Below are 26064 nucleotides of genomic sequence, written 5' to 3' on the forward strand. Positions count from 1 at the left end.
GGTGACACTCCTTCCGCTAATCTTTCCCCGCAGATTCGAACTGGAGCTGCGCAAACATGTGTACGTGTCAGGAGTAAAGTGCCCAGACGTTCGATTGCCGTGGTCGCGCTCTGCACTGCGGCTGTATTTATCATGAACATGACCGCAGCGTATGCGGAGTGCATTTGGTAGCCGCGAGGAGCCGACGCAGTTCCTCCGCCTCGGCCACCACCCCCAACCGCTGGTAGAGCGCCAGCGCGTCCTCCGCATGGGCGCGGGCGGCGGAAACGTTCCGCAGCGACAGACACGTTCGGGAAATCCCCGCCAGGGCGTGCGCCGAGCAGAGCGAATAGCTGTACTTTCTCGCTATCTCCAGCGCGCTTCGATACGTCTCCAACGCCTCGTTCCACCGCCCCGCCCGGCACTGCGTGTCAGCCACTCCGAGCAATGCCCTTTGCCGTTCGTATGAATTATCGATTCTTCGGGAGACTTTCTCCGCCGCGTGGAAATGCGCGAGGGCGTCGTCCGTCCGCCCCGCCGCCGCGCACGTCTCGCCCAGACAGATGAGCGTGTTCACCTCGCCGATGGCGTCACCGCCCGCCCGGTGACCGGCCAGGGCCCGCCGGAAACAGGTGAGGGCCAGGGCCGGCTGTCCGGTGGCCTGGAGAACGGCGCCCAGATTCATGTGGATCACGGCCAGCTCCTTGCGGCCGCCGACGTCCCGCATCAGGGCCAGCGCCTGCTCGTAGTGGTGCCGGGCCTCCGGGTAGCGCTTCGTGGCCATGAGGATGTCGCCCGTGTTGTTCCAGGCGATCGCCTCCCCGGTCACGTCGCCGAGCTCCCGGCTGATGTCGAGCACCGTGGCGAACCGCCGCATCGCCTCCCCGTACTCCGCCCGGTGCACCGACGCCGTCCCCTGCACGTTCAGCGTCGCCGCCACCCCGTGCCGGTCCCCCACCCGCCGGTACAGCTCCAGGGCCCGGTCCAGTTCCCGCAGACACGCCTCGCCCCGCCCGGCGCCCAGGTGGGCACGGCCGATCTCCAGCAGGGCGTCCGCGCGGCCCCGGTCGTCGTCGAGGTCCTCGAACAGGGCCAGCGCCTCCGTGGCCGCGGCGAGGGCCGCCGCGTGGTTCTCCCGGGCCAGCGCGCCCGCCCGCTCCACCAGGAGCTGTGCCAGGGCGGCACGGTCGCCGCCCGGCCGGAGCACCACCAGGGCCGCCTCGTGCAGCTGCGCGGTGATGTCGTGAGTGCCCCAGCGCCTGAGGGAGTGGGCCAGGACGTGCGGGAACAGGACGGCGTACTCCGGGAACTCGGCCGCCGCCGTCCGCGCCACGGCCAGCAGGTTGGCCCGCTCCACGCTCAGCCACACCGCCGCGGCGTCGACCGCGGCCCCGCTCCCGCGCGCGGCGGTGAAGTCCGCGGCGTACGGCGAGCCGAGCTCCGGCGGTACCTGCCGTCTGCGGCGACGGGGGTGGGCCAGCCGGTCCGCGCGGTCGGCGGTGGTGAGGTAGTACGCCATGAGCCGGCGCAGGGCCGCGCGCCGCGCCGACGCCGGATCCTCGCGCCGACCCAGGCGTGCCCCGAAGGCGCGCGCCAGGTCGTGCAGCCGGTACCGGTCCCGGACGGGCTCGTCCAGCAGATGACGGTCCAGCAGCGAGTCCGCCGCGCGTCGCACGGCACCCGCGTCGCCGTCCCCCGCCAGCGCCGTCGCCGCCTCCAGCGTGATGTCCGGGCCCGGGTGCAGCGCGAGCCGGCGGAACAGCCGACGCGCCGCCGGATCGAGATCGGCGCAGCTCAGCCGCAGCGCGGTGGCGACGCGCTCGCCGAACTCGTCGAGGCGGTCGTCGGCGCGGGCCAGCCGGTCCACGACGTACTCCAGGTCCCAGGTGTCCCGGTGCCGGAACCGGCCGGCCAGCAGCTGCAGGGTCAGCGGATGGCAGGCGCACAGTTCCACGACGCTGCGCAGGGTGGCGGTGTCCGAGACCCGGGCCGCGCCCGCGACGCGCGCGAACAGTGAGGCGGCCTCCGACACGGACAGCACGTCAAGGGGCAGGAAGCCGGCGCCGTCCAGGTCGGCGAGCACGTTGCGGCTGGCCACGATCGCCCGGCAGCGCGGCGAACCGGGCAGCAGCGGCCGTACCTGTTCGGCGTCGCGCGCGTTGTCGAGGACGACCAGGACGCGGCGGTGCGCGGTCCACTCCCGCCAGCGCGCGATCCGCTCGTCGAGCGTGGCGGGCAACGGGTCGGGCACCCCGACGGCGTGCAGCAGGAACGCCAGCGCGTCGGCGGGCTCGTACGGCGGCTGGTCGCTGTAGGCCCGCAGGTCGACGTAGAACTGGCCGTCCGGGTAGCGGGCGCGCAGGCGGTGCGCGGCATGGACGATCAGCGCGGACTTCCCCACGCCGGGCATCCCGTGCACGACGGTGAGCGGCAGCGCGGTGCCGTGGCCGCCGGGGGCCGGGTCGGCGAGCAGCAGCTCCAGCTCGCTCGAACGGCCGGTGAAGTCCCGGGTGTCCCGCGGCAGACTGCTGCCGCTGGTGCCGTCGGGTTCCGCCGGTGATGCGGCAACGGTCGGCGTGACGGCGATGCTCCACGCCGGCGGGTCCGAGAGCGCCGGGTCCTGGGCGAGGATGCGGACGTGCAGGCTCTGCAGTTCGGCGCCCGGGTCGATGCCCAGCTCGTCGCGCAGGCGGCGCCGGGTGCCGGCGTACACGGCCAGGGCCTCGTCGTCGCGGCCCGAGCGGTGCAGGGCCAGCATGAGCGCGGCCACGGCCTGCTGGGCGAACGGGTTCTGGGAGACCAGTTCGTGCAGTTCGCCGACGAGGTCGGCGTGCCGGCCGAGTTCCAGCTCCAGCCGGATGCGTTCCTCCCGCACCCGGCGGTGGTCCTCGGTCAGCCGGGCCCGCACGGAGGCCGCCCAGTCGCCGCCGAACTCCGCGAACGGCTCCCCGCGCCACAGCGCCGCCGCGGTGTGCAGCAGTCCCACGGCGTACTCCCGCTCCCCGCGCCCGGCGGCGGCCCGCGCCTCGGCGCGCAGCCGCTGGAACCGTACGAGGTCCACGTCGTCCGGGCCCTCCACCCGCAGCCGGTAACGGCCCGGCGAGGTCCGCTCCACCTGGGCAAGAGCACCGACCGCGCGGTCGAGCCGGGTGCGCAGCCGGGAGAGGTAGGTGCGCAGGGTGTCCACGGCGGTCGGCGGCGGGTCCTCCTCACCCCAGACCCGGCCGACCAGGGTGTCCACGGAGACCGGGTCACCCCGGGCGTAGAGCAGCACGGCCAGCACGCAGCGCTCTTTGACCGAGCCGAGCGGGTACTGGTGCCCCTGGTGCCACAGTTCCAGAGGCCCCAGTGCAAGAAGGTCCACCACGTCCCCCAGGTGGTTTACGCCGAGCGTACGGACACCTGTTCACCTTCACGGTGACGCAGCGTGTGATGGCCCACAGGGGGCGGGACAGGGCGCACGGGCGCGTGAGGGGCGCATGCGGGAACCGGGCTCCCCGCTTCCACCACCGTGCAAGGTTTCTGCAAGGCCACCGTCCATCCCCCGCGGGCAGACCGCTCTCGGCGGCCGATCGCGGCCCCACCCGAACCGTCCACCAACTCATGGATTCCACGGGGGAGTTCGTATGAGTCTGCTGATGCCGGACGCCGACCGGCGCCCTGCCGTGCCGCTGCGCCTCGACGTGGAGCGCTGGGCCACCTTCCGGATCCGCCGGCGGGTGCTCGCCGTGGTCCACACGGTGACCTCCGCACAGCGCCTGCTGGAAGCGGTCCGATTACTGGAGGGAGATCCGCGGATCCAGACCGTTTTCACCATGGCCAACGACGTCTTCAACGACGGCGTGGAACGGTTCCTCGAGAACATCCGGGCACTCGTGGTGCCCTGGAGCCAGGCCGTCCACACCCGCTTCGACCTCGCCCTGGCCGCGAGCCACGGCGGTCTGCACGAGCTGAGCGTGCCGGTGGTCGTGCTGCCGCACGGGGCGTCGTACAACAAGCGCATCTCGGCGCCCGGCGGCCCGCGCGGCCGGGGCACGGCCGCCCGCGAGGTGTACGGGCTGGGCCGGCAGTGGCTCGTGCGGGACGGGATGGTCGTACCCGCAGCGATCGCCCTCGCGCACGAGCAGGACCGGATCCGCCTCGGCAGGCTGTGCCCCGAGGCGCTGCCGGTGGCCGAGGTGGTCGGCGACCCCTGCCACGACCGCGTGGCGGCCAGCCTGCCCCACCGGGCGCAGTACCGGCGGGCGTTGGGCGCCCGCCCGGGGCAGGAACTCGTGCTGGTCTGCTCCACCTGGGGACCCGACTCGCTCCTGGGCCGGCAGTGGGACCTGCTGGCGCGGCTGGCCGCCGAACTGCCCCGGGAGGAGTTCCGCATCGTCGTGATGCTCCACTCGCACGTCTGGAACGCGCACAGCGAGTGGCACATCCGCAGCGCCTTCGCCGGACTCGCCCGGGCCGGCGTCGCCCTGGTCAGCCAGCACGCGGAGTGGGCCGGCGCGGTGGTCGCCGCCGACCACATCGTGGGCGACCACGGCTCGGTGGCCCTGTACGGCACCATGACCGGCGCCCGCATCCTGACCGCCGGCTCCCCGGACACCGATCTCGACCCCGGCTCCCCCATGGCCGAACTGCGCGCGCTGGCGCCCCGGATCCACCGCGGCCGCTCCCTGCGCCGCCAACTGCGCGGCACCAGCGCCGCGTACCGTGCGGCCGACTACGCCCGCATCGCCTCCCGGCTCAGCTCCGAACCGGGCCGCTTCGCCTCCCTGATGCGCGCCCTGATCTACCGCGCACTCCGTCTCCGCGCCCCCTCGGCCCCCACCCCACCCGAACACGCAGCCCCTCCGGTGACGGTCCGGTACGGCGCCCCGTGAACGCCCCCAGCGCATACGAGGTCTCACTCACCGACCGGCGCGTGTACGCGGTCTCGCCGGACGGCCCCTGCGCACCCGAGGTCACATCCACCGGCCCGCATGCGCACGAGGTCTCGCTCACCGGCCGGCGCGAGTACGAAGGGGCGCTGGACGGCCCCCGCGCACCCGAGGACTCATCCATCGGCCCGCGCGTGCACGAGGGGTCGCTGGACGGCCCCCGCGCACCCGAGCTCACATCCACCGGCCCGCATGCGCACGAGGTCTCACTCACCGACCGGCGCGAGTACGAAGAGGCGCTGGACGGCCCCCGCGCGCACGAGCTCACATCCACCGGCCCGCGCGAGCACGAGGACTCATCCATCTGCCCCCGCGCGCACGAGGTCTCGCTCACCGGCTCGCGGGGCACGGTCGTGGACCGGCATCTGCGGGTGGTTCTGCCCGCGCCGCATCCCTGGCCGCTGCTCGCCGACGTCCTGGTGGCCTCCGGCCCCGGCCCCACCACGGCCGACAGGCTGGCCACGGCCCACCCGGGCGCGGCGGTGGTGGCGGTACACGACGCCGACCGGTGCTGGCTCCGCCTGGGTCCGGGAGTCGCCCTGCACGCCCTGCACTCCGGTACCGGCGACGTCGTACGGCTGACGCTCACCTCTCGGCATGCCGCCCTGTGCTCGTGGCCGACCTGGGCCTCGCTGGCGCATGCCTGGCTGGTGGCGGGACTGCCGCCGGAGCGGCTGGCCGAGGCGCCGGGCGGGCCGGTCGCGGTGCTGCGGGAGTGTCCCGCAGCACCGCCGTCCGCCGAACGGCGTCAGCCGCCCTGGCCCTGACTCGGCTCGGGCAGTTCCCGCAGGCGGGCGCGTACGTCGGCTGCCGGTGCCGGGCGGTGCACCGCTGTGTAGAGGTCGAGGGCCTCCTGGTACCGGTCGCGGGCGAGGTCGTTCAGGCCCCGTCGGCCTGCGGCCTCGCCCAGCGACTCCAGTGCACGCGCCACCTCGTAGTGGGCGCCGGCCTCCCGCAGCACGGCCAGCGCGGCGAGGAGCCGTTCCTCGGCCTCCTCCGGCCGGCCGCGGCGCAGGGCGACCCGGCCGAGCAGGATCTCGGCGCGCGCGGCGTTGTACGTGTCGTGCACGTCCCGCAGCACCGCGTGCGCCGCCGCGGCCTCCTCGCCGGCCCGCGCCGGCCGGCCGAGGCCCAGTTCGACGTCGGCCGCGTTGAGGCGGGCGAGCGCCCCGGCCCGGTGGTCGCCGCATTCGGGCAACTCCACGGCGGCGCGGGCGAACAGCTCGGCCGCCGCGTCCAGCCGGCCCAGGCGGTGTTCGGCGAGGCCCCGGTAGTTGAGGGTGCGGGCGTGCCCGAGCCGGTCCCCCTCGGCCTCGAACAGCCGTGCCGCCCGCTCGAACATCTCCAGCGCCCGCGCATGGTCGCCCCGGCCCAGTTCGCCGAGACCGCCGGAGGTCAGCATCCGGCACCGGGCCGCCGTGTCCGCCAGCGCCTCGGCGGCGGCGAACCCGTCGCGGTAGGCGGCGCACCAGTGGTCGTAGTGCTTGCGCCGGATGAAGAACGGCCCCAGCGCGTCGGCGAGTTGCCAGGCCGCCTCGGGAGCACCCGCGGCCCGGGCCCGGCGGACGACCGCCATCAGGGTGGGCAGTTCCCGCTCGGTCCAGTCCAGGGCCGCCTGCTCGCCCGCGCCGAAGTCCTCCGTGATTACCGGGCCGGGCCCGTACGAGCGCTCGCGCAGCGGATGCCGGGGGTCGACGGCCGTCTCGGCGCGGGTCGCGGTGGCCACGCAGTGGTCGGCGAACCGCCGGAACGCCGCCGCCCGCGCCCCGGCCGGCTCGTCCTGCTCCGCCCGGGCCACGGCGTGCAGTCGTACGAGGTCGTGGAACCGGTAACGGTCCTCACCGACCTCGACGAGCAGATTCGCGTCGTGCAGAACGTCCAGCAGCTCACCCGCGGACCGGTCCGCACCCCCGTCCGCCCCGCCGAGGAGGGCCCGCGCCGCCGCCGTCCCGAACTCCGTGCCCGGGTGCAGCCCGAGCAGCCGGTAGAGCCGGGCGGCGTCGGCGGGCAGGCCCTGGTACGACAGGTCCAGCGCCGCCCGCACCCCCTGGTCACCGTCGATCGCCAGCGCGTCCAGCCGGCCCCGCTCCGCCGCCAGCGCCCGGACCATCGTGGTGAGCGGCCGGTGCGGCCGGGCCGCGAGCCGGGCGCCCGCGACCCGCACCGCGAGCGGCAACCCGGCGCACAGACCGACCAGTTCACGGGCGTCGTCCGGCTGCGTGGCCACCCGGTCGTCGGCGAGGGTGACCGCCAGCAGTTCGACGGCGGCCTCCGGGGCGAGCGGCTCCAGATGCACCTGGTGGCCGCCTTCGAGGGTCAGCCCCGACATCCGCCGGCGGCTGGTGACCAGGGTGACGTTCGGCCCGCCGGGCAGCAGCGGCCGTACCTGCGCAGCCGTCGCGGCGTCGTCCAGCAGCACCACGATCCGGCGCTCCGCGGTGAGGGAGCGGTAGAGGGCGGCGCGCTCAGCGATGCCGTACGGCACCTGCTGCGACGGCACGCCGAGCCCCCGGAGGAACCCGCCGAGCACCTCGCCGGGGTCGGCGGGGCCGGCCGGCGACTGGGCGCCCAGATCGGCGTAGAGCTGACCGCCCGGGAAGTCGGGGCGCAGCCGGTGCAGCCAGGCCAGGGCCAGGGCCGTCTTGCCCACCCCGCCCAGTCCGCTCACCGCGGCGAGGGCCGCCTGCCCGTGCCGCACGGCGCGGGCCCGCACGCCGTCCAGGCTCGCCACCTCGGCGGTACGGTCCGTCAGCGCGACCGCGGGCGGCAGTTGCCACGGCCGCGCCCGGGCGGCCGCCGCGTTGTCGGTGCCGATGTGGATCCCGCCGTACACGGCCGACGCCTGCACGCTGGGTCCGTGCAGGACGCCGCCGCTGATCTCGTTGTGGCCGCCGCCCCGCTCCTGCCCCCGCACGCGTCGCCCCTCCGACCGGTGAGCACCGTCCCACGCCGTCCGCGCCGTTCCGTACAGGGAGCATGTCCGCTCACCCGTTCGACAACCGGAGTCATCGGCCACGGCGCTGTGACGTTCGTCGCGTACGACGCCGGGACCTCACTCGTACACGACGGTCACCGGCGCGTGGTCCGACCACCGCTCGGCATGCGCGGCGGCCCGCTCCACGTACCCCTTGACGGCCCTGGCCGCGAGCCCGGGCGTGGCGAGGTGGTAGTCGATGCGCCAGCCGCTGTCGTTGTCGAAGGCCCGCCCCCGGTACGACCACCACGAGTACGGCCCCTCCGCCTCCGGATGCAGCGCCCGTACGACGTCGACGTACCCGCCGTCCGCGGGATCGAGGACCCGGGAGAGCCACTCGCGCTCCTCGGGCAGGAACCCGGAGTTCTTCTGGTTGGCGCGCCAGTTCTTCAGGTCGGCCGGCCGGTGGGCGATGTTCCAGTCGCCGCACACGACGACCTCCCGGCCGTCGGCGGCGGCCCGCTCGCGCAGCCCCTTCAGATAGGCGAGGAACTCGCCCATGAAACGGACCTTCTCGTCCTGGCGCTCGGTGCCGACCTCGCCGGAGGGGAGGTAGAGGGAGGCGACGGTGATGCCGGGCAGATCCGCCTCGACGTAGCGCCCGCTGCCGTCGAACTCGGCCGAGCCGAAGCCGACTTGGACGCGGTCGGGCTCACGGCGCGTGTAGAGGGAGACGCCGGCCCGGCCCTTGGCGGCGGCGGGCGCGTGTACGACGTACCAGCCGTCGGGGGTGCGGACCTGCTCCGGCAGCTGCTGCGGCTCGGCCCGCACCTCCTGCAGACAGAGCACGTCGGCGCCGGTCGCCGCGAGCCACTCCACGAAGCCCTTCTTCGCGGCGGCACGCAGTCCATTGACGTTGACGGAGGTCACCGTCGTCACAACACTCTCCTCGACCTCATGGCCGACCTCGGCGGCTGGACATGTTGTCCGAGGTCACAGTGGGCACGCGGGAACGATATCGGCACACTGGACGACGTCCATCTCCCTACTTCGCATAGGTGTACGGTCCACAGCATGAACATTCGCCGGGTCGCCTTCGACCACCCCGACGCCGTCAAGCTCAACGACGAGGTCCAGGCCGAATACCACGCCCGCTACGGCGACGGCGGCGACGCCACCTTCCTCGACCCGGCCGACTTCGAGCCGCCGAACGGCGTCTACCTGATCGCCTACGACGTCGACGACACCCCGGTGGCCACCGGCGGATGGCGCTCCCAGGACTCCAACGGAGAGGGCAACCTCGACGGCGACGCCGAGCTCAAGCGCATGTTCGTGGTGGAGGCGATGCGCGGCCGGGGCGTCGCCCGGCGCATCCTGGCCGCCCTGGAGGAGGACGCCCGGGCCGCGGGGCGGGCCCGCATGGTCCTGGAGACCGGCACCAAGCAGCCGGAGGCCATCGCCCTGTACACCTCCAGCGGTTACGAACCGTGCGGGAAGTTCGGCTACTACCGGCACTACGAGGCGAGCCGCTGCTTCGCGAAGGCGCTGTAGCCGCTCAACTGCCCGGGCGGGCGGGCGTACTTCGCGCGTTCGCCCGCGGCCTGTGCCGCAGGACGTGCAAGAGCCCCTGTCGGCCATCACCGACAGGGGCTCCATGCTGCGTGGACCTGAGGGGATTTGAACCCCTGGCCCCCTCGATGCGAACGAGGTGCGCTACCGGACTGCGCCACAGGCCCTTGCAACGAGTGAAACTCTAGCACCCCGATCCGCGTGCCCGGAAATCCGTTCCGGGCCCGGCGGACGGCAGCACCACAGGTGGGGCGGGTGCGGGTGGGGTGGGGGCGCGGTGGGGCGCTACTCGTTCGCGGCCCGCGGCCGCTCGCCGTCCTCGTACTGGTCGAACAACGGCGTACGCCCCCGCTCCCTGGCCCGCCGCGCGGAAGCCGCCCGGCGGGCGTCACAGCGCCCGTCGTCGTCGGCCCTCGCCTCCGCGGCCTCCTCGCCGCAAGCGGCCTCGTCCGCCGCCTCCGCGTCCCGCCGCTCGGCCCGGGAGCCGGCCTGCGCCTCCTGCTCGGGGGCGACGGAACTCGACCGCGCCGAACTCCACGCGTCCGGCGCCCCGAGGTCCACGTCCGCGGTGGCCCGCGGCGCGACCGGCGCGGTCACGTACGTCGGCAACGGCACCGGGACCGGGTCCCAGCTGTCCCCGTGCCCGGGCCGCCGCTGCCGCTCACGCTGCTGGTCGACCCACTCCGCATGGTCGGTCTGCTCCACCAGCGCCCGCCGGTCGGCGGCGAGCGCGGACAGGCCGGGATCGGTCTCGGTCTCTGGGCCCTCTTCCGGTTCGTCGGTGTCGACCTCGGCGGTCACGCGCCGGCGCGGCTGCCGCGCGCGCTCCCTGAGCCGCTGCGCCGCGGCCTCGGCACGACGCCGGTCCATCTGGTAGGCGAAGCGGCGGCGTTCCTGGGAGCGCAGGTGGGCGATGTACGCGCTGAGCAGCACGGCGGGGACGCCGGGCGCCCAGAGGAAGGCGAGTCCGCCGACGGCGGCGACGATCGCGCCCAGCGTGAACGCGATGAAGAGCACCACGGTTGTGCGCCGACGGCGCGCGAGAACCTTCGTGCGCCGGGCGCGGGCCGCGGCCGCTTCCTGCGAGGGCGTGCGCCGCGCGATGGGCGGGCGCTTGCGCGCGGGCGCGGAGTCTGCTGCGCGCGCGGGCGTGGGGTTCGATGCGCGCGCCGGGGCGGCGCTCGACGCGGCCGCCGGCGCTCCCGCCTGTTCGCGCGCCGGTTGCGCACGCCCGGGCGCCGGAGACTGCACTTCCGCGCGGGTCTGGTGCCGCGCCGGAGGCATGGCGAAGGCCCGGACGTCCACCGAGTCGGTGACATCGTCCGGAGCGTCGGCGCCGGGCTCCCCCTCGTCGGCGGAGCGCGCGCGCAGGTCCTTGGCGTACCGGCGCTCCATCCCCGCCCGTCCGGACAGCAACCGGATGGCTGTGCTGAAGCGTTCCGTCGGACGGGCCTCGTTCAGCTCGTCCTGCCTACGGAGCCACATCGGCACCAAGTAGGCGGCCCAGGCCCCGACAATGACTGCGTAGATGAGGCCGCTGCTGCTCACGCCTCACACCGTAGAGGGGTTTGCGCGAGGCCATCCGCCAATTGGGCCGGTGTGTCGCACGATCTGGCTGATATTTCGAACTTTTTTTGTGACCGATGCGATCAGCGGCCCGCCGAGGCGGCGAAATTAATGTCTTGAGGCGGTCGCGGACCGATCAATTTCGAACATTTATTCAATTTTCTTGACTATGGGACGGCCATGCGGGATTCCCCGGCGTGTTCTGCGGGTCCCGCGCGGTCTCTCGTGGCGCGTCGTCGGAGGGTCGCTGGGAGCGTGCCCGTCGCCAACGGTTGAGCAACCCGTCCGGTACCTCTTCCGCGGTGAGCGCGAAGACGAGGTGGTCGCGCCAGGCGCCATCGATGTGGAGATAACGCGGTCTGAGTCCCTCCTCGCGGAATCCGAGTTTCTCCACGACCCGGCGACTGGGCCCGTTCTCCGGGCGAATGCAGACCTCGATGCGGTGCAGACCAACCGTTCGGAAACAGTGGTCCACGACAAGCGCCACGGACGTCGGCATCACTCCGCGCCCGGCCACCGACTCGTCCACCCAGTAGCCGATGTGCCCCGAACACATCGATCCCCAGGTGATTCCCGCGACCGTCAACTGACCGACCAACCGCCCCTGGTACTCGATGACGAACGGCAGCATCCGGCCCGAATTCGCCTCGGATCGCAGATGCCTCACCATCTGGCGGTAGGTCGGCCGGTGCGCGATCGGCCCGCTGGGCGTGGGCGGCGGAATGGTCGCCTCCCAGGGGCGCAGCCAGTCGCGGTTGCGCCGGTTGACCTCGCGCCACGCCCGCTGGTCGCGCAGCTTTATCGGCCGGAGGACGATGTCGCCGTCCGCCAGCACGACGGGCCAGGATGGGCTGTTCAGCTCGCACCCCCACTGGTGGCGCCGGGTCTGGGATGGTCGCCGCCGCGGATCTGGTCGACGGCGTGCACCAGGAGGGACTCCAGGACGGCCAGCCCGTCCTTCACCCCGCCGGTGGAGCCCGGCAGATTGACGATCAGTGTCCTTCCCGCCACTCCGGCCAGGCCGCGGGAGAGCGCGGCGGTCGGCACCTTCTCCCGTCCGAACGCCCGGATGGCCTCCGCGATGCCCGGCACCTCGTAGTCGACGACCGAGCGGGTGACCTCCGGCGTGCGGTCGGTGGGCGAGATGCCGGTGCCGCCGGTGGTCACGATCACGTCGTAGCCTTCCTCGGTGCCGGCCCTCAGCGCGGCCTCGACCGGATCGCCGTCGGGGACGACCTGCGGGCCGTCGACGGCGAAGCCGAAGCCTTCGAGACCCGCGGCGATCAGTGGACCGCCCTTGTCCTCGTAGACGCCGGCGGCGGCGCGGTTGGAGGCGGTCACGACCAGCGCGCGATACGGCGCACCGCTTCCGGCGCGCGCCCCGGCGCTCACGCCCGGCTCCAGTCGCCCGACTTGCCGCCCGTCTTCTCCTCCACGCGCACGTCCGTGATGACCGCTCCCTTGTCGACCGCCTTGACCATGTCGATCACGGTGAGCGCGGCGACGGAGACCGCGGTGAGGGCCTCCATCTCGACGCCCGTGCGGTCCGTGGTCTTCACGGTGGCCGTGATCTCCACGGCGTCGTCCGCGACCGACAGATCCAGTTTCACACCGGACACCGCGAGGGGGTGACAGAGCGGGATGAGGTCCGGGGTGCGCTTGGCGCCCATGATCCCCGCGATTCGCGCGGTGGCGAGGGCGTCGCCCTTGGGCATGCCCTCCCCGCGCAGCAGCTCGACCACACGCGGTGAGACGAGTACGCGTCCGCTGGCCCGCGCGGTGCGCGCGGTCACGTCCTTGCCGGATACGTCGACCATGCGGGCGGCGCCCGCCTCGTCGATGTGCGTCAGTCGGTCCTGCGTACTCATGCTGTGCGGCGCTCCCGGTCCGGGCCCCTCGCGGTGCGGCGCGTGGGCCTGTTGTGCGCGACACGGTACCCCCATGTCGGCGCAGACAACGGACCAGGACTGCCCCATGGTCCGGCACGCGCGCGTGGGCTCAGCCGAGCAGGACGACCTCGACTTCGGTACCGGGCTCGACGGACTCCACGTCCTCCGGGACGACGATCAGCGCGTCGGCGTGCGCGAGCGCCGCGACCAGGTGCGATCCGGCACCGCCGACCGGGGTCACGCCGCCGTCCGCGTACGTCCCGCGCAGGAACTGCCGCCGGCCCTTCGGCGAGGTCAGCGCGTTGTCGGCGGCGAGGGTGGCGCGGGTCGTGGGCCGGTGGACGTCGTCGAGCCCCATCAGGGTGCGGATCGCGGGACGGACGAACAGCTCGAAGGAGACGTACGACGAGACGGGGTTGCCGGGGAGGGCGAGCAGCGGGGTGTGGTCGGGGCCGATGGAACCGAAGCCCTGGGGCTTTCCGGGCTGCATGGCCAGCTTGCGGAACTCCACTCCGCTGCCCGCCTCGTCCTCGTCCCCGACGTGTGACAGGGCTTCCTTGACGACGTCGTACGCCCCGACACTGACGCCTCCCGTGGTGACCATGAGGTCGGCGCGCACGAGCTGGTCCTCGATGGTCGAGCGCAGTGTCTCGGCGTCGTCGGCGACCGCGCCCACGCGGTAGGCGATGGCACCGGCGTCCCGGGCGGCGGCGGTGAGGGCGAAGCTGTTGGAGTCGTAGATCTGGCCGCTGCCCAGTTGCTCGTCGGGCTGGACGAGTTCGCTGCCGGTGGAGACGACGACCACGCGCGGGCGCGGGCGTACGCGAACCGTGCCGCGCCCGATCGCGGCGAGCAGACCGATCTGCGGCGGCCCGAGGACAGTGCCCGCCTCCAGCGCCCGGTCACCGGCCTTCACGTCGCTGCCCATGGCGCGCACGTGCGCGCGTGCCTCGGCCGACCGGTACACGTGCACGTGCCCCTCGGCGCCCTCGGGGGCCAGGCTACGGGCGCGCATCCCGGTCACCGGGCCTTCGCCGAGGCCCCCGTCGGTCCACTCGACGGGCACGACGGTCTCCGCCCCGGGCGGCAGCGGGGCACCGGTCATGATGCGGGCGGCCTGGCCGGGGCCCACGTGGAGCAGGTCCGCCTGGCCCGCCGCGACGTCCCCGACGACGTCCAGCACCGCGGGGAACTCCTCGCTCGCGCCCGCGACATCCGCGACCCGCACCGCGTACCCGTCCATGGAGCTGTTGTCGAACGGCGGCAGCGATACCGGCACCGTGACGTCCTCGACCAGGACGCAGCCCTGCGCGTCCAGGAGGTTCAGCTCGATGGGCTCCAGGGGGCGGACGGTCGTGAGGATGTCCTCCAGGTGTTCGTCCACCGACCACAGGTGGTCCGGGCCGGTGGCGCGGGTCGCGGCGCTGCTCAAATCCCTACATCTCCTCGGCTACGTAACTGCGAAGCCAGGTCCGGAAGTCCGGGCCCAGGTCTTCACGTTCGCACGCGAGTCTGACAATGGCACGCAGATAGTCGCCACGGTCCCCGGTGTCATAGCGACGGCCCTTGAAGACCACGCCGTGCACCGGACCGCCGACCTTCTCGTCCTGCGCGAGCTGCTGCAGGGCGTCGGTGAGCTGGATCTCGCCGCCTCGGCCCGGCTCGGTCTTGCGCAGTATGTCGAAGATGTGCGGGTCGAGGACGTAGCGGCCGATGATCGCGAAGTTCGAGGGGGCGTCGGAGGCGTCGGGCTTCTCGACCATGCCCGTCACCCGGACGACGTCGCCGTCCTCGGTGGCCTCGACGGCCGCGCACCCGTAGAGGTGGATCTGCTCCGGGGCGACCTCCATGAGCGCGATGACGCTGCCGCCGCACTGCTCCTGGACCTCGACCATGCGGGCGAGAAGCGGGTCGCGCGGGTCGATCAGGTCGTCGCCGAGCAGGACGGCGAAGGGCTCGTGCCCGACGTGCGGGGCGGCGCACAGCACGGCGTGACCCAGGCCCCTGGGGTCGCCCTGGCGCACGTAGTGCATGGTGGCAAGGTCGCTGGACTCCTGGACCTTGGCGAGCCGCTTGGCGTCGCCCTTCTTCTGCAGGGCCGACTCGAGCTCGTAGTTGCGGTCGAAGTGGTCCTCGAGGGGGCGCTTGTTGCGGCCTGTGATCATGAGGACGTCGTCGAGACCGGCGGACACGGCCTCCTCGACCACGTACTGGATAGCCGGCTTGTCGACGACCGGCAGCATCTCCTTGGGAGTGGCCTTGGTGGCCGGCAGGAACCGGGTGCCGAGACCTGCTGCGGGGATGACAGCCTTGCTGATCCTGGGTTGCGCCTGAGTCATGTCCGCAACCCTATCCGGTGCCTTGGGAGGGAATCTGAGGCTCCGATTAATTGGCTCTCATATGAGCGCATTAGGAGGGATACGCGGTGCCAGACGCAAGTCACGACGGACGTGCGGCCGAGCCTGACAAGCGAATGTTGCGGCGAGAGCTCCTCGCGGTGAGAAACAGGTTGACGGCGGATGACGTGCAAAAAGCCGCGGAGGCGCTGGCTGGGCGCGCTCTCGAACTGCCTGAGCTGGCGCAGGCGCGCACCGTGGCGGCGTACGTCTCGGTCGGAAGCGAACCGGGCACCCTCGCGCTGTTGGACGCGCTGCGCGCGCGGGGCGTGCGGGTCCTGCTCCCGGCGCTCCTGCCCGACAACGACCTGGACTGGGGCGCGTACACCGGCGAACACTCCCTCGCACGCGTCCAACACAGCGGCAGAATGGCGCTGTTCGAGCCGTCCGGGGTACGTCTCGGGCCGGAAGCCGTGACCGAGGCGGACGTCGTGCTGCTGCCGGGGCTCGCGGTCGACGCGCGCGGTATGCGTCTGGGACGCGGCGGCGGATCGTACGACCGCGTGCTCGCCCGCCTGGAGCGCGCGGGCGCACGCCCCGCGCTCGTGGTCCTGCTGTACGACACTGAGGTCGTCGAGCGCGTGCCGGAGGAGGCGCACGACCGGCCTGTGCACGCGGTGGTGACGCCGTCGGGCTTGCGCCGCTTCCGTAGCGGCGCGTGAACTCCCGGGAGGCGCGCGTCGATCTCCACGCGCCCCGCCTCCTGCGCTCACGCCCCGCGCACCCCCAGCCCCAGCGCACCCCACGCCTCGCGAGCCCCGCACACACCCTCTGCCCATGCGCGGAATGCACGGAAACCCCCTTCTCCCACGCGCCGGAAAGGGGCCCCTCACACCGGTGAAGGGCCCCTTTTTCCGATCCGCGCTCTACCGTCGGCGGCTCACGGCTTCAGTACCAGCGTGTCCCTGGCGTTGTTGTCGACCGCCTTCTGCGAGAAGTCCCAGTCGAGGAGTTCGCCCTTGGCCCACTTGCCGGTCTGGTCGGTGTAGTGGGCGCTGAAGGCGTGCCCGGAGGCGCCGGTGAGGTTGATCCACTTCGATTTGTCGAGGTCGCCGAGGTTGACCACCATGCGCATCGACGGCACCCAGACGACGCCGTAGCCTCCCGCGGCGTTCCAACCGGTGGCATTCACCGTCGCCTCGCCGCCGCTGAGCTTCCAGGGGCCGCGGTTGAGGATGCGCTGGAGGAAAGCGGGTCCTTCGGTGCCGAGCGTCTGGTTCTTCAGGAACAGGCGGTGCAGCCGGCCCCAGCTCCAGGAGTCGATGTCCTTGCCCAGCTTGGCGGTCAGCTCCCAGCGGGCGTCGATCATCGCGCGCTTGAACAGGTCGTCGCGGTTGTCGCTCGCGCCCGGCCGGGTCAGCGACTTGGGGGTGGACCACCAGTCGCTCTTGGGGTCGTTCATGAGGTTGCGCACGACCTCGAACCAGCGGTCGCCGCCGTCCGGCTGCGCCTGGTCGGTGTCGCGCTCGCCGCACTCGCGGACCTTGTTCGTCTCGTCCGCGGGCCCGGTTGTGTTGACGGGGTCGACCCACAGGCACTGGCCCTGGACGCGCAGCTCCTTTGGCAGCTTGTTGCCGAAGGCGAGCTTGAGGACGTTGCGCCAGACCGCGTTGAAGTAGGCGGCCGCCGCGGAGTCGGCGTCCTGGGTGTAGTCCCAGCCCTCGAGGAGCTCCTGCGCCTCGCGGACGCTCTTGTCCCCGATGTCGATCTTCAGCAGCTTGGGCACGAGCAGCTTGGCGATCTCGCTGCTGTTGTCGAGCTGCATCTGCCGCATGTCGTCGGTGGAGACCTTGCCGCCGCCCTTGATCTTCGACTCGATCAGGTCGCTGATGCGCTGGCTGCGGGTGCCGTAACCCCAGTCGGTGGTGAGGGTGTAGGGATACTTGTCCTTGTCGATCACGGCCTGGTTGGCGGTGACGATGTAGCCGCGCTTGGGGTTGAACTCGTAGGGCAGCGCGTCCTTCGGGACGTACCCGGTCCACTTGTAGTCGGAGTCCCAGCCCGGCACGGGGATCGAGCCGTCGTCCTTCTTCGCGCGCGTGGGGATCTTTCCGGGCAGCGTGTAGCCGATGTTGGTCTTGTCGGCGTAGACGAGGTTCTGCGACGGCACGTCGAACAGGGTGGCGGCGGAACGGAAGTCGCTCCAGTTCGACGCCCTGTCCATGGCGAAGACGGCGTCCATGGAGTTACCAGGGTCGAGTGCCGTCCAGCGCAGGGCGATGCCGTAGCCGTCGCCGCGGTCGGGCGCCGCGGTGTCGACGGAGGCCTTCTTGCCGACCTTCACGAGTTCGTCGTCCCGGTCGGACAGCAGAGGCATGCCGTCGGCGGTCTCACGGACGATGATCTTCTTGGACGCGCCCCCGGCGACCTTGATGGTCTCCTCGCGGGTCTTGAAGGGCTTGACGGTGCCGTCGTAGAGGTACCCGTCGCCGTTGATCTTCTCCAGGTACAGGTCGGTGACGTCGACGCCGGAGTTGGTCATGCCCCAGGCGATGTTCTGGTTGTGGCCGATGATCACGCCGGGCATGCCGGCGAAGGTGTAACCAGTGACGTCGTACCGGCACTTGCTGGAGACCGTGCGGCAGTGCAGGCCCATCTGGTACCAGACGGACGGCAGCGAGGCCGACAGGTGCGGGTCGTTGGCGAGGAGGGGGTGACCGGTGATGGTGTGGCTGCCGGCGACGACCCATGAGTTGGAACCGATGCCCTGGCCGTTCACACCGACGGCCGTGGGAACGTTGTCCAGGACGTTGTAGAGGCCCGAGAGCTGGCTCTGCAGGGCCGAGGTCCCCGACGTCGACGACGTGCCCGTAGAACCGCTTGTGGAGGTTCCGCCGGTGGAGGTTCCGCCGGTGGAGGAGGAGCCCTTCTGCTCGAACGTCTTGGTGAACGAGTTGTACTCGCCCTCCTGCACGATCGCCTTGTTGCGGCTGTACGGGTAGTCCGGGTACAGGTCGGCGATCTGCTTGGGGCCGAGGCGGCTGGTCATCAGGGCGCGGTCGATCTCGTCCTGCATGTTGCCGCGCAGGTCCCAGGCCATCGCCTTCAGCCACGAGATCGAGTCGACAGGGGTCCACTTCGCCGGCTTGTAGTCGTTGGTGAAGCCCAGGGCGGCGTACTCCAGGGAGATGTCCTTGCCATTCTTGCCCTGCAGGTAGGCGTTGACTCCCTTGGCGTACGCCTGGAGGTACTTCTTGGAAGAGGCCGACAGCTTGGTGTCGTACTCCTCCTTGGCGACGCGGTCCCAGCCCAGGGTGCGCAGGAACTCGTCGTTCTTAAACTGGCTCTTGCCGAACATCTCCGACAGGCGCCCGGAGGTCATGTGACGGCGCACGTCCATCTCGTAGAACCGGTCCTGCGCCTGGACGAAGCCCTGCGCCATGAACAGGTCCTCGTCGGAGGAGGCGTAGATCTGCGAGATGCCGTAACCGTCGCGCTTGACGTCGACGGGCCCTGACAGACCGTCGAGCGTGAGCGACCCCTTCGTCTGCGGGAAGGACGCGCGCACCGTACTGATGGACCAGTACGCCCCGTAGGCGATGCCTCCGATGATGGCCAGGACCAGTACCAGCACGACGAGTCGGGCTTTTCGCCCCTTCTTCCTGCCGGACTTGCCAGGCTTGTCACCCGTTGTGGCGGTGGTGTTGGGGGGCATCGCTGTCCTTGCTGTCCTAACGCGAGCGGCAGGCGGTCCTGGAGTGCTGGAGCAACCATAGGCGCAGGGCCCTGTGCCCCTTGACGCGGAGTCGGGAACGAGAGCCGGCCGGTGTTCGATCTTGCCTCGGCGAGCGTCAAGAAATCGTCAAGAGTTAGGTAAGGTAACGAAGTACTTGGATGCGGAGTTCGACGACTTCGTGTCCTATGTACGAGAGCTCCCGCGCGGGATGCGTGTGAGCCGGGGAAGGGAACGGCCGCTGACTGTCCACCACCTCAACCAGCTTCTGCTCGTCTGCTCGCTCGTTCTGCTCGTCGCTGTGGCAGCGGTTCGGATCTCCTCGCGCAGCGGGCTCCCCAGCCTGCTCGTTTACCTGGGGATCGGGGTCCTGATGGGCCAGGACGGCATCGGCGACATCCACTTCGACAACACCGAGCTGACCCAGGTCATCGGATACGCCGCCCTCGTGGTGATCCTGGCCGAGGGCGGTCTGGGCACGAAGTGGAAGGAGGTCAGGCCGGCCCTGCCGGCCGCCTCCGCGCTGGCGCTGGCGGGGGTCGGGGTGAGCGTCGGGGTCACGGCGTCGGCGGCGCACTACCTGATCGGGCTGGAGTGGCGGCAGGCGCTCATCGTCGGGGCGGTCGTCTCCTCGACGGACGCGGCGGCGGTGTTCTCGGTGCTGCGGAAAATTCCCCTCCCCGCGCGCGTGACGGGCACCCTGGAAGCCGAGTCCGGCTTCAACGACGCCCCCGTGGTCATCCTGGTGGTCGCCTTCTCCACGGCGGGACCCGTGGAGCACTGGTACGTACTGGTGGGTGAGATAGCGCTGGAACTGGCCATCGGCGCGGCCATCGGGCTCACCGTGGGCTGGCTCGGCTCCTGGGGCCTGCGGCACGTGGCCCTGCCCGCCTCCGGCCTGTATCCGATCGCCGTCATGGCGATCGCCGTCACGGCGTACGCGGGCGGCGCGCTGGCGCACGGCAGCGGCTTCCTCGGCGTCTACCTCGCCTCGATGGTGATGGGCAACGCCAAGCTGCCGCACTGGCCCGCCACGCGCGGATTCGCCGACGGGCTCGGCTGGATTGCCCAGATCGGCATGTTCGTCCTGCTCGGACTCCTGGTGACGCCGCACGAACTCGGCGACGACGTGGTGCCCGCGCTCGTCATCGGCCTGGTGCTCACCATGGTCGCGCGCCCCCTGAGCGTGGTGCTGTGCCTCACGCCGTTCCGGGTGCCGTGGCAGGAGCAGGCTCTGATGTCCTGGGCCGGACTGCGCGGCGCGGTGCCCATCATCCTGGCGACGATCCCGATGGTGGAGGGCGTCGACGCCAGCCGCCGCATCTTCAACATCGTCTTCGTGCTGGTCGTCGTCTACACCCTGATCCAGGGCCCGACGCTGCCCTGGCTCGCCCGCCAGCTGCGCCTGGGAGGAAGCGGTGAGGCCGCCGACCTGGGCATCGAGTCCGCCCCCCTGGAGCGGCTGCGCGGGCACCTGCTGTCCGTCGCCATCCCCGAGGGCTCGAAGATGCACGGCGTCGAGGTCAACGAGCTGCGCCTGCCCGCCGGCGCCGCCGTCACCCTCGTCGTCCGCGACGGAAAATCGTTTGTCCCCCTGCCGACGACGGTGCTGCGCAAAGGCGACGAGCTCCTCGTCGTCGCCACGGATCCCGTCCGGGACGCCGCGGAGAAGCGCCTGCGCGCCGTCGGGCGCGGGGGCAAGCTGGCTGGGTGGCTGGGCGCGAACGGGGCGGGCGCGGAGCGCTGAGTACGGGGCTCCGAGTACGGGGCGCCGAGCGTGGGGGGCGCAGCGCGCGACGCGGCTCGCGTGACGTTAAGGGCGTATTTCGTACGGTTCACACCCCCGCCAATCACAGGCGAACCGGGCCGATGGTGCTCGCTTTCACAGGCACACCGCTGATCGATCCTTGTAGGATGAAGGCAGACCCAGATCGAACCAACTCTGCCTGACGCAGAGCTGGCGCGACCGTATGGCGGTCGGGCTGCCCTCCACTGCGGGCACCGGCATCTACCGCAGTCCGCGCAAGAGGACAGCTCTCGGCGCCCCCGCACGGGCGCGCTACCAGGCGGCAGAAAGGCACGGGCCGTGGCGTCCACGGTCACCACCGAGCCGTCGAAGGACTCGCCGGCTTCCTCCCGCCCCGGATACGGACAACTGCTGCGCACCCGAGGTGCCTGGACGTTCCTGCTCCCCGGTTTCGCGGCGCGTCAGCCGTTCGCGATGCTCACCATCTCCATCGTGCTGCTCGTGCAGCACACCACCGGCTCGTACGGCGCGGCGGGCGCCGCCGCGGCCGTCACCGGTGTCTCCATGGCGCTGTTCGCGCCCTACAGCGGCAGGCTCGCGGACCGCTACGGGCAGCGCGCCGTGCTGGTTCCCGGTGTGCTGCTGCACGCGCTGTCGGGCCTGACCCTGACGGCGCTCGCGCTGGCCCACGCGCCGCTGTGGGCGCTGTTCGCGGCGGCCGTGCCCACGGGCGCCTCGGTGCCGCAGGTCGGCCCCATGGTGCGCGCCCGCTGGGGCGTGAAGCTTCAGGGCACGCCCCTGATGACGACCGCGGCCGCCTTCGAGTCCGTCACGGACGAGCTGACCTTCGTCTTCGGCCCGCTGCTGGCCACCGCCCTGTGCACCGCCGTCACCCCCGCCGCGGGCCTGGTCACCGAAGCGGCGCTCACTCTGATCGGCGGTCTGCTGTTCGCCGCGCAGAAGGGCACCCAGCCCGCCGTCACCGCCGCCGGGCACGCGCGCGTGGAGCACGCTTCCGCGCTGCGCGTCCCCGGTGTGCGCGTGCTGATCGCGATCTTCCTCGGCATCGGTTCCGTCTTCGGCGGCATGCAGGTGTCGCTGGCAGCGTTCAGCGAGTCGATCGGCGAGCCAGGGCTGAACGGCGTCCTCTACGGCACCTTCGCCGCGGGCAACATGCTCTCCGGCATCGTGTGCGGCGCGGTGGCCTGGAAGGTGGCCCCGCAGCGGCGCCTCGTCGTCGGCTACGGCGCGCTCGCGCTGACGGCCTCCGGTCTGTGGGCCGCGCACTCGGTGCTCGCCCTGGCCGGTCTGGGTCTGCTCGTGGGCATGTGCATCGCGCCCGCGCTGATCACCGGTTACACGCTGGTCGAGGGCCTGGTCCCGGCCGGGGCCCGTACCGAGGCGTTCACCTGGCTGACCGGCGCGGTCGCGCTCGGCCAGGCGGCGGCCGTGACCATCGCAGGCCAGCTGGAGGACCGCTTCTGGGGTGGCGCCGGTTTCCTGGTGCCGATGGCCGGTACGGTCCTCGCCCTGGCGACCCTGGTTGCCCTGCGCTCTCGGCTGGTCGCACGGCCCCGGAGCCGGACCGTGGCACGTGGCGTCGGTCACCGCATGCCGATGACGGTGGACTGATCCTCAGGAATACGTCACTATGGACCCTCGTTAGCACTCATTGAGTGAGAGTGCCAGGAGGAAGACAGTGCCCACCTACCAGTACCAGTGCACCGAGTGCGGCGAGGGCCTCGAGGCGGTGCAGAAGTTCACCGATGACGCCCTTACCGAGTGCCCCAACTGCGGTGGCCGCCTGAAGAAGGTGTTCTCCGCGGTCGGCATTGTCTTCAAGGGCTCGGGCTTCTACCGCAACGACAGCCGCGGCTCCTCGTCGAGCAGCTCGCCGGCGTCGTCCAAGCCGTCGACGTCCGCCTCTACCCCGTCTTCGTCGTCCTCGGACTCGAAGTCCTCGGGCACGAGCACCTCCTCGAGCAACAGCTCCGCGGCCTAGGACACGCTCACAGGACCCTGCCGTCGCACGACGGCGGGGTCGTCGGCGTTCCCGGAGCCCCTCTCCGCGCGGGGCCGTCGCCGGATACTGTGCTGACCATGGCGAACGCAGAGATCGGTGTAATCGGCGGCTCGGGCTTCTACTCGTTCCTCGAGGACGTGACCGAGGTCCAGGTGGATACCCCGTACGGGCCCCCCAGCGACTCCCTCTTCCTCGGCGAGGTCGCCGGACGGCGGGTCGCCTTCCTGCCCCGCCACGGCCGCGGTCACCACCTGCCTCCGCACCGGATCAACTACCGGGCCAACCTGTGGGCGCTGCGATCGGTCGGTGTCCGCCAGGTGCTGGGCCCGTGCGCGGTGGGCGGCCTGCGCCCCGAGTACGGCCCGGGCACGCTGCTCGTGCCGGATCAGCTGGTAGACCGTACGAAGTCCCGGCTCGGTACGTACTTCGACGGGCTGCCGCTGCCCGGTGGCGATGTGCCGAACGTGGTCCACGTCTCCCTGGCCGACCCCTACTGCCCCGTCGGGCGGGCGGCCGCGTTGAAGGCCGCACGCGGCCGGGACTGGGAGCCGGTGGATGCAGGCACGCTGGTTGTGGTCGAGGGACCGCGCTTCTCGACCCGTGCCGAATCGTTGTGGCACCAGGCCCAGGGCTGGTCGGTGGTGGGCATGACCGGCCACCCGGAGGCGGCGCTCGCCCGTGAACTGGAACTCTGCTACACCTCGATGACGTTGGTGACCGACCTCGACGCGGGCGCGGAGACCGGCGAAGGCGTCTCGCACGACGAGGTGTTGCGGGTCTTCGCCGCGAACGTGGACCGGCTGCGGGGCGTGTTGTTCGACGCGGTGGCGGGCCTGCCCGCGAACGAGGACCGCGACTGCCTGTGCACCAAGGCGCTGGGCGGCATGAATCCCGGCTTCGACCTGCCGTGACGCGGTGATGGGAGAGGTGCGGGGAAGGCTGCGGGAAAGGTGCGGGGAGAGGAGTCGGAGGCAGCCGAGGCGGCGGAACTTCACGTTCGGGTGAGGGAGTTTTCCACAACCCGTCGGTAGTCCACCGGTCTCAGCGGGCATCGGCGCAAGGCCTCATCGTGGGCCTGCAAGCCGATTCCCCGACGCAGGTGGTGATCCCGCATGTCCATTCCCCTTCCGGCCCCCTACCCCTCCCCCTCCTCCTCGCGCCCGCCCGGAACCGACGTCCCCGCCACGTGTGAGGTGCCGCACTTCGCTCCCGTGCGGGTGCGGGGCGGGCGGTACCAGTTGCAACGCCTCGTACGGCACCGCAGGCGCGCCGTGGCGGCGGGCCTCGCCGTGACCGCGGCCGCCCTGGTGGCGGCGGGCCCGAGGGCCGGCGAGCAGGCCCGCGGGCATCCGGTGGCGGATCCCGTGCGAAAGCACCGTGCCGTCGAGGTCGTGGCCGCGCCGGTACGTATCGCCGACGGCGCCACCGTCCGACTGCTCAGGCCCGGCGACCGGGTGGACGTCATCGCCGCCCGGGAGACGGCCACCGGCGGTGACGCTCGTGTGGTCGCGCGCGGGGCGCGAGTGACGGGGGTTCCGGAGCCGTCGGGCGACGACGCCGGAAACGGGGCGTTGGTCGTGCTCTCGGTTCCCCGGGCGACCGCGGCGCGCCTCGCCGGCGCGGGCGCGACGGCACGTCTGGCGGTGACGCTGTGCTGAGCCGCGCTGTCCGTATCCTGCGGACATTCTTCTCAAGCCCCTCGTTGGAGCTACCTGGTTGGACAGGACGGCCGCGTGTTGACGTAGGTTGCGGAGCTGTTCGGTCTTCAACCTGTGCATGCGAGAAGAGGCCCGTAGGTGATCAAGAAGAAGGAACCGAGCGTCTGGCAGGGCTTCAAGGCCTTCCTGATGCGCGGGAACGTCGTCGACCTGGCCGTAGCGGTGGTCATCGGCGCCGCCTTCACCAACATCGTGAACTCGCTGGTGAAGGGGATCATCAACCCGGTGGTCGGGGCGATCGGGACGAAGAACCTCGACAACTACACCTCCTGTGTGCAGGCTCCGTGCCGGGTGACCGCGGACGGCACGGTGAAGAGCGGCATCCCGATCATGTGGGGCTCCGTCCTCGGCGCCACCCTCACCTTCGTGATCACCGCGGCGGTCGTCTACTTCCTGATGGTGCTGCCGATGTCGAAGTACCTGGCGCGGCAGGAGGCCCGCAGGAAGGCCAGGGAGGGCACGCAGGAAGTGATCGAGGTGACCGAGCTGGAGGTTCTGAAGGAGATCCGCGACGCTCTGCTCGCGCAGCGTGGGGCCGGGTCCGGCGGGCGGTAGCGACGGCGGGCCGCTGGGGGAGGCGTACGGCTGTCCGAGCGGCTCAGAGGTGGTGGGGCGGCTTCTCGTCGAGGAAGCGCTTCAGGTCGGCCGCGCTGTCGCTCTCGGCGGCGGGTCGCTCGCCCCAGCCGCGGTCCGTGTCGTCCGAGGACTGCTGGTCCAGCGGGTCGTCGAAGATCAACGCGGGCTTGGGGGCGCGCGGCTCGGGGGCGGGGGCGGAGGTCATGCCTCCAGGGTACGGCCCCGCGGACGGGCGCCGTCCGGGCGGTTCAGACGGCGCGCAGTCCGTGGGACTCGAAGATGCTCCTGGCCGCAGCGGTCTCTTCGGCGGTCGGGGCGGGTGTGTCGTGCAGGACGAAGGGGCGGCCCAGCGCCTGCCACTTGGCCTCGCCCAGCTTGTGGAAGGGCAGGACGTCGACGCGTGTGACGTTGCCGAGCGATGCGGCGAAGGCGGCGACCCCCTCGATGTTGGCCGGGTCGTCGGTGAGGCCGGGAACGAGCACGAAGCGGACGTGGACCTCCTTGCCGAGGTCCGCCAGGCGCCGGGCGAAGACGAGGGTGGGCTCCAGGGGGCGGCCGGTGACCTTGCGGTACGTGGCGCGGTCCCAGGACTTGATGTCGAGCAGGACCAGGTCGGTGTCCCTCAGCAGGGCGTCGGTGGCGCGGACGCCGAGGAAGCCCGAGGTGTCGAGGGCGGTGTGCAGGCCGAGTTCGTGCCTGAAGCGGTGCAGCAGCTCGCCGGTGAAGACGGGTTGGAGCAGGGGCTCGCCCCCGCTGATGGTCGCCCCGCCGCCGGCGGCGGCGATGAAGCGCGTGTACTTGCGGGCCTCGGCGACGATCTCGTCGGCCGTGGTGCGCTTGCCGTCGCGCATCCGCCAGGTGTCGGGGTTGTGGCAGTACAGGCAAGTCAGCGGGCAGCCCGACAGGAAGGTGACGAAGCGGGTGCCGGGGCCGTCGACACCGGTCGACAGGTCCCAGGAGTGGACCGAGCCGACCACCTCGCGCCGGGTCGCCGCGGCGGCCGGGGTGGCCGCCGCGGGAACGGGCCCGCAGGCCGGCGCCGGCAGAACCGACGCCGTAGGAAGAAGCGGAGTCATCGTCCTT

Annotated in this window: 22 protein-coding genes and 1 tRNA gene; 10 read left to right on the forward strand and 13 right to left on the reverse strand. The window is 71.8% G+C overall.

All coding sequences use genetic code 11. From position 1 onward, the window contains the following. Positions 1-130 precede the first annotated feature (130 nt). Positions 131-3346 carry a tetratricopeptide repeat protein gene (locus FBY22_RS38045; protein ID WP_142152736.1) on the reverse strand — a complete coding sequence of 1072 codons (3216 nt, stop codon included), beginning with the start codon at positions 3344-3346 and terminating at the stop codon, positions 131-133. 259 nt (positions 3347-3605) lie between these two features. On the opposite strand from FBY22_RS38045, the gene FBY22_RS38050 reads away from it, so the two are divergent. Further along, positions 3606-4853: a hypothetical protein gene (locus FBY22_RS38050; RefSeq protein ID WP_142152737.1), complete on the forward strand. Its 1248-nt coding sequence runs from the start codon at positions 3606-3608 to the stop codon at positions 4851-4853. Beyond that, positions 4850-5677, forward strand: a complete 828-nt coding sequence (locus FBY22_RS38055) for a hypothetical protein (protein ID WP_142152738.1) — start codon at positions 4850-4852, stop codon at positions 5675-5677. The genes FBY22_RS38050 and FBY22_RS38055 overlap by 4 nt, the downstream gene beginning before the upstream one ends. Here FBY22_RS38055 and FBY22_RS38060 read toward each other — a convergent pair. Both FBY22_RS38060 and FBY22_RS38065 read right to left on the reverse strand, forming a co-directional pair. After that, a complete protein-coding gene (locus tag FBY22_RS38060) occupies positions 5659-7824 on the reverse strand; it encodes a tetratricopeptide repeat protein (protein ID WP_142152739.1) in 2166 nt (721 codons plus the stop codon). The two genes, FBY22_RS38055 and FBY22_RS38060, sit on opposite strands and share 19 nt — an antisense overlap. A gap of 138 nt (positions 7825-7962) precedes the next feature. Continuing rightward, on the reverse strand, positions 7963-8763 hold the full coding sequence (locus tag FBY22_RS38065; RefSeq protein WP_142152740.1) for an exodeoxyribonuclease III: 801 nt from the start codon (positions 8761-8763) through the stop codon (positions 7963-7965). 135 nt (positions 8764-8898) lie between these two features. Here FBY22_RS38065 and FBY22_RS38070 point away from each other — a divergent pair, with 135 nt between their 5' ends. Then, positions 8899-9375, forward strand: a complete 477-nt coding sequence (locus FBY22_RS38070; protein ID WP_142152741.1) for a GNAT family N-acetyltransferase — start codon at positions 8899-8901, stop codon at positions 9373-9375. 111 nt (positions 9376-9486) lie between these two features. Here FBY22_RS38070 and FBY22_RS38075 read toward each other — a convergent pair. From FBY22_RS38075 to galU, 7 genes are all read right to left on the reverse strand, one after another. Beyond that, positions 9487-9560: transfer RNA gene (locus tag FBY22_RS38075), tRNA-Ala, on the reverse strand. A 118-nt stretch (positions 9561-9678) separates the two neighbouring features. Then, positions 9679-10941, reverse strand: a complete 1263-nt coding sequence (glpR, locus tag FBY22_RS38080) for a gephyrin-like molybdotransferase receptor GlpR (protein WP_142152742.1) — start codon at positions 10939-10941, stop codon at positions 9679-9681. A 172-nt stretch (positions 10942-11113) separates the two neighbouring features. Beyond that, the gene (locus FBY22_RS38085) at positions 11114-11794 is read right to left on the reverse strand and encodes a GNAT family N-acetyltransferase (protein WP_142152743.1); all 681 of its coding nucleotides are present in this window, start codon (positions 11792-11794) and stop codon (positions 11114-11116) included. A gap of 20 nt (positions 11795-11814) precedes the next feature. Beyond that, a complete protein-coding gene (locus FBY22_RS38090) occupies positions 11815-12351 on the reverse strand; it encodes a molybdenum cofactor biosynthesis protein B (protein WP_142152744.1) in 537 nt (178 codons plus the stop codon). After that, entirely contained in the window at positions 12348-12827 is a 480-nt protein-coding gene (gene moaC, locus FBY22_RS38095) for a cyclic pyranopterin monophosphate synthase MoaC (protein WP_142152745.1), read from the reverse strand. Before moaC ends, FBY22_RS38090 begins: the two co-directional genes overlap by 4 nt. 130 nt (positions 12828-12957) lie before the next feature. Beyond that, positions 12958-14280: a gephyrin-like molybdotransferase Glp gene (glp, locus tag FBY22_RS38100; RefSeq protein WP_142152746.1), complete on the reverse strand. Its 1323-nt coding sequence runs from the start codon at positions 14278-14280 to the stop codon at positions 12958-12960. 4 nt (positions 14281-14284) lie between these two features. Further along, the gene (galU, locus tag FBY22_RS38105; RefSeq protein ID WP_142152747.1) at positions 14285-15187 is read right to left on the reverse strand and encodes a UTP--glucose-1-phosphate uridylyltransferase GalU; all 903 of its coding nucleotides are present in this window, start codon (positions 15185-15187) and stop codon (positions 14285-14287) included. A gap of 134 nt (positions 15188-15321) precedes the next feature. Here galU and FBY22_RS38110 point away from each other — a divergent pair, with 134 nt between their 5' ends. Beyond that, a complete protein-coding gene (locus FBY22_RS38110; RefSeq protein ID WP_142154552.1) occupies positions 15322-15906 on the forward strand; it encodes a 5-formyltetrahydrofolate cyclo-ligase in 585 nt (194 codons plus the stop codon). A 218-nt stretch (positions 15907-16124) separates the two neighbouring features. Here the strand turns inward: FBY22_RS38110 and FBY22_RS38115 are convergent, their stop codons facing one another. Continuing rightward, on the reverse strand, positions 16125-18899 hold the full coding sequence (locus tag FBY22_RS38115; protein WP_142152748.1) for a penicillin acylase family protein: 2775 nt from the start codon (positions 18897-18899) through the stop codon (positions 16125-16127). A gap of 229 nt (positions 18900-19128) precedes the next feature. On the opposite strand from FBY22_RS38115, the gene FBY22_RS38120 reads away from it, so the two are divergent. From FBY22_RS38120 to mscL, 6 genes are all read left to right on the forward strand, one after another. Then, a complete protein-coding gene (locus tag FBY22_RS38120; protein WP_142154554.1) occupies positions 19129-20664 on the forward strand; it encodes a potassium/proton antiporter in 1536 nt (511 codons plus the stop codon). A gap of 339 nt (positions 20665-21003) precedes the next feature. Next, positions 21004-22296: an MFS transporter gene (locus FBY22_RS38130; protein ID WP_142152749.1), complete on the forward strand. Its 1293-nt coding sequence runs from the start codon at positions 21004-21006 to the stop codon at positions 22294-22296. 67 nt (positions 22297-22363) lie between these two features. Further along, a complete protein-coding gene (locus FBY22_RS38135; protein WP_142152750.1) occupies positions 22364-22666 on the forward strand; it encodes an FmdB family zinc ribbon protein in 303 nt (100 codons plus the stop codon). Positions 22667-22764: 98 nt separating this feature from the next. Next, a complete protein-coding gene (locus tag FBY22_RS38140) occupies positions 22765-23598 on the forward strand; it encodes an S-methyl-5'-thioadenosine phosphorylase (RefSeq protein WP_142152751.1) in 834 nt (277 codons plus the stop codon). Between the two features lie 201 nt (positions 23599-23799). Beyond that, on the forward strand, positions 23800-24345 hold the full coding sequence (locus FBY22_RS38145) for a hypothetical protein (protein WP_142152752.1): 546 nt from the start codon (positions 23800-23802) through the stop codon (positions 24343-24345). A 138-nt stretch (positions 24346-24483) separates the two neighbouring features. Beyond that, complete coding sequence (gene mscL / locus FBY22_RS38150) at positions 24484-24960, forward strand: large conductance mechanosensitive channel protein MscL (RefSeq protein ID WP_142152753.1); 477 nt, start codon at positions 24484-24486, stop codon at positions 24958-24960. Between the two features lie 43 nt (positions 24961-25003). On the opposite strand, the gene FBY22_RS38155 is transcribed toward mscL, so the two are convergent. Next, positions 25004-25186 (reverse strand): hypothetical protein, encoded by a 183-nt coding sequence (locus FBY22_RS38155; protein WP_142152754.1) that lies wholly within the window; start codon positions 25184-25186, stop codon positions 25004-25006. 43 nt (positions 25187-25229) lie between these two features. Then, a complete protein-coding gene (gene pflA / locus FBY22_RS38160) occupies positions 25230-26057 on the reverse strand; it encodes a pyruvate formate-lyase-activating protein (protein ID WP_142152755.1) in 828 nt (275 codons plus the stop codon). Positions 26058-26064 lie beyond the last annotated feature (7 nt).

This window comes from Streptomyces sp. SLBN-31, from assembly GCF_006715395.1.
Taxonomy (GTDB): Bacteria; Actinomycetota; Actinomycetes; order Streptomycetales; family Streptomycetaceae; genus Streptomyces.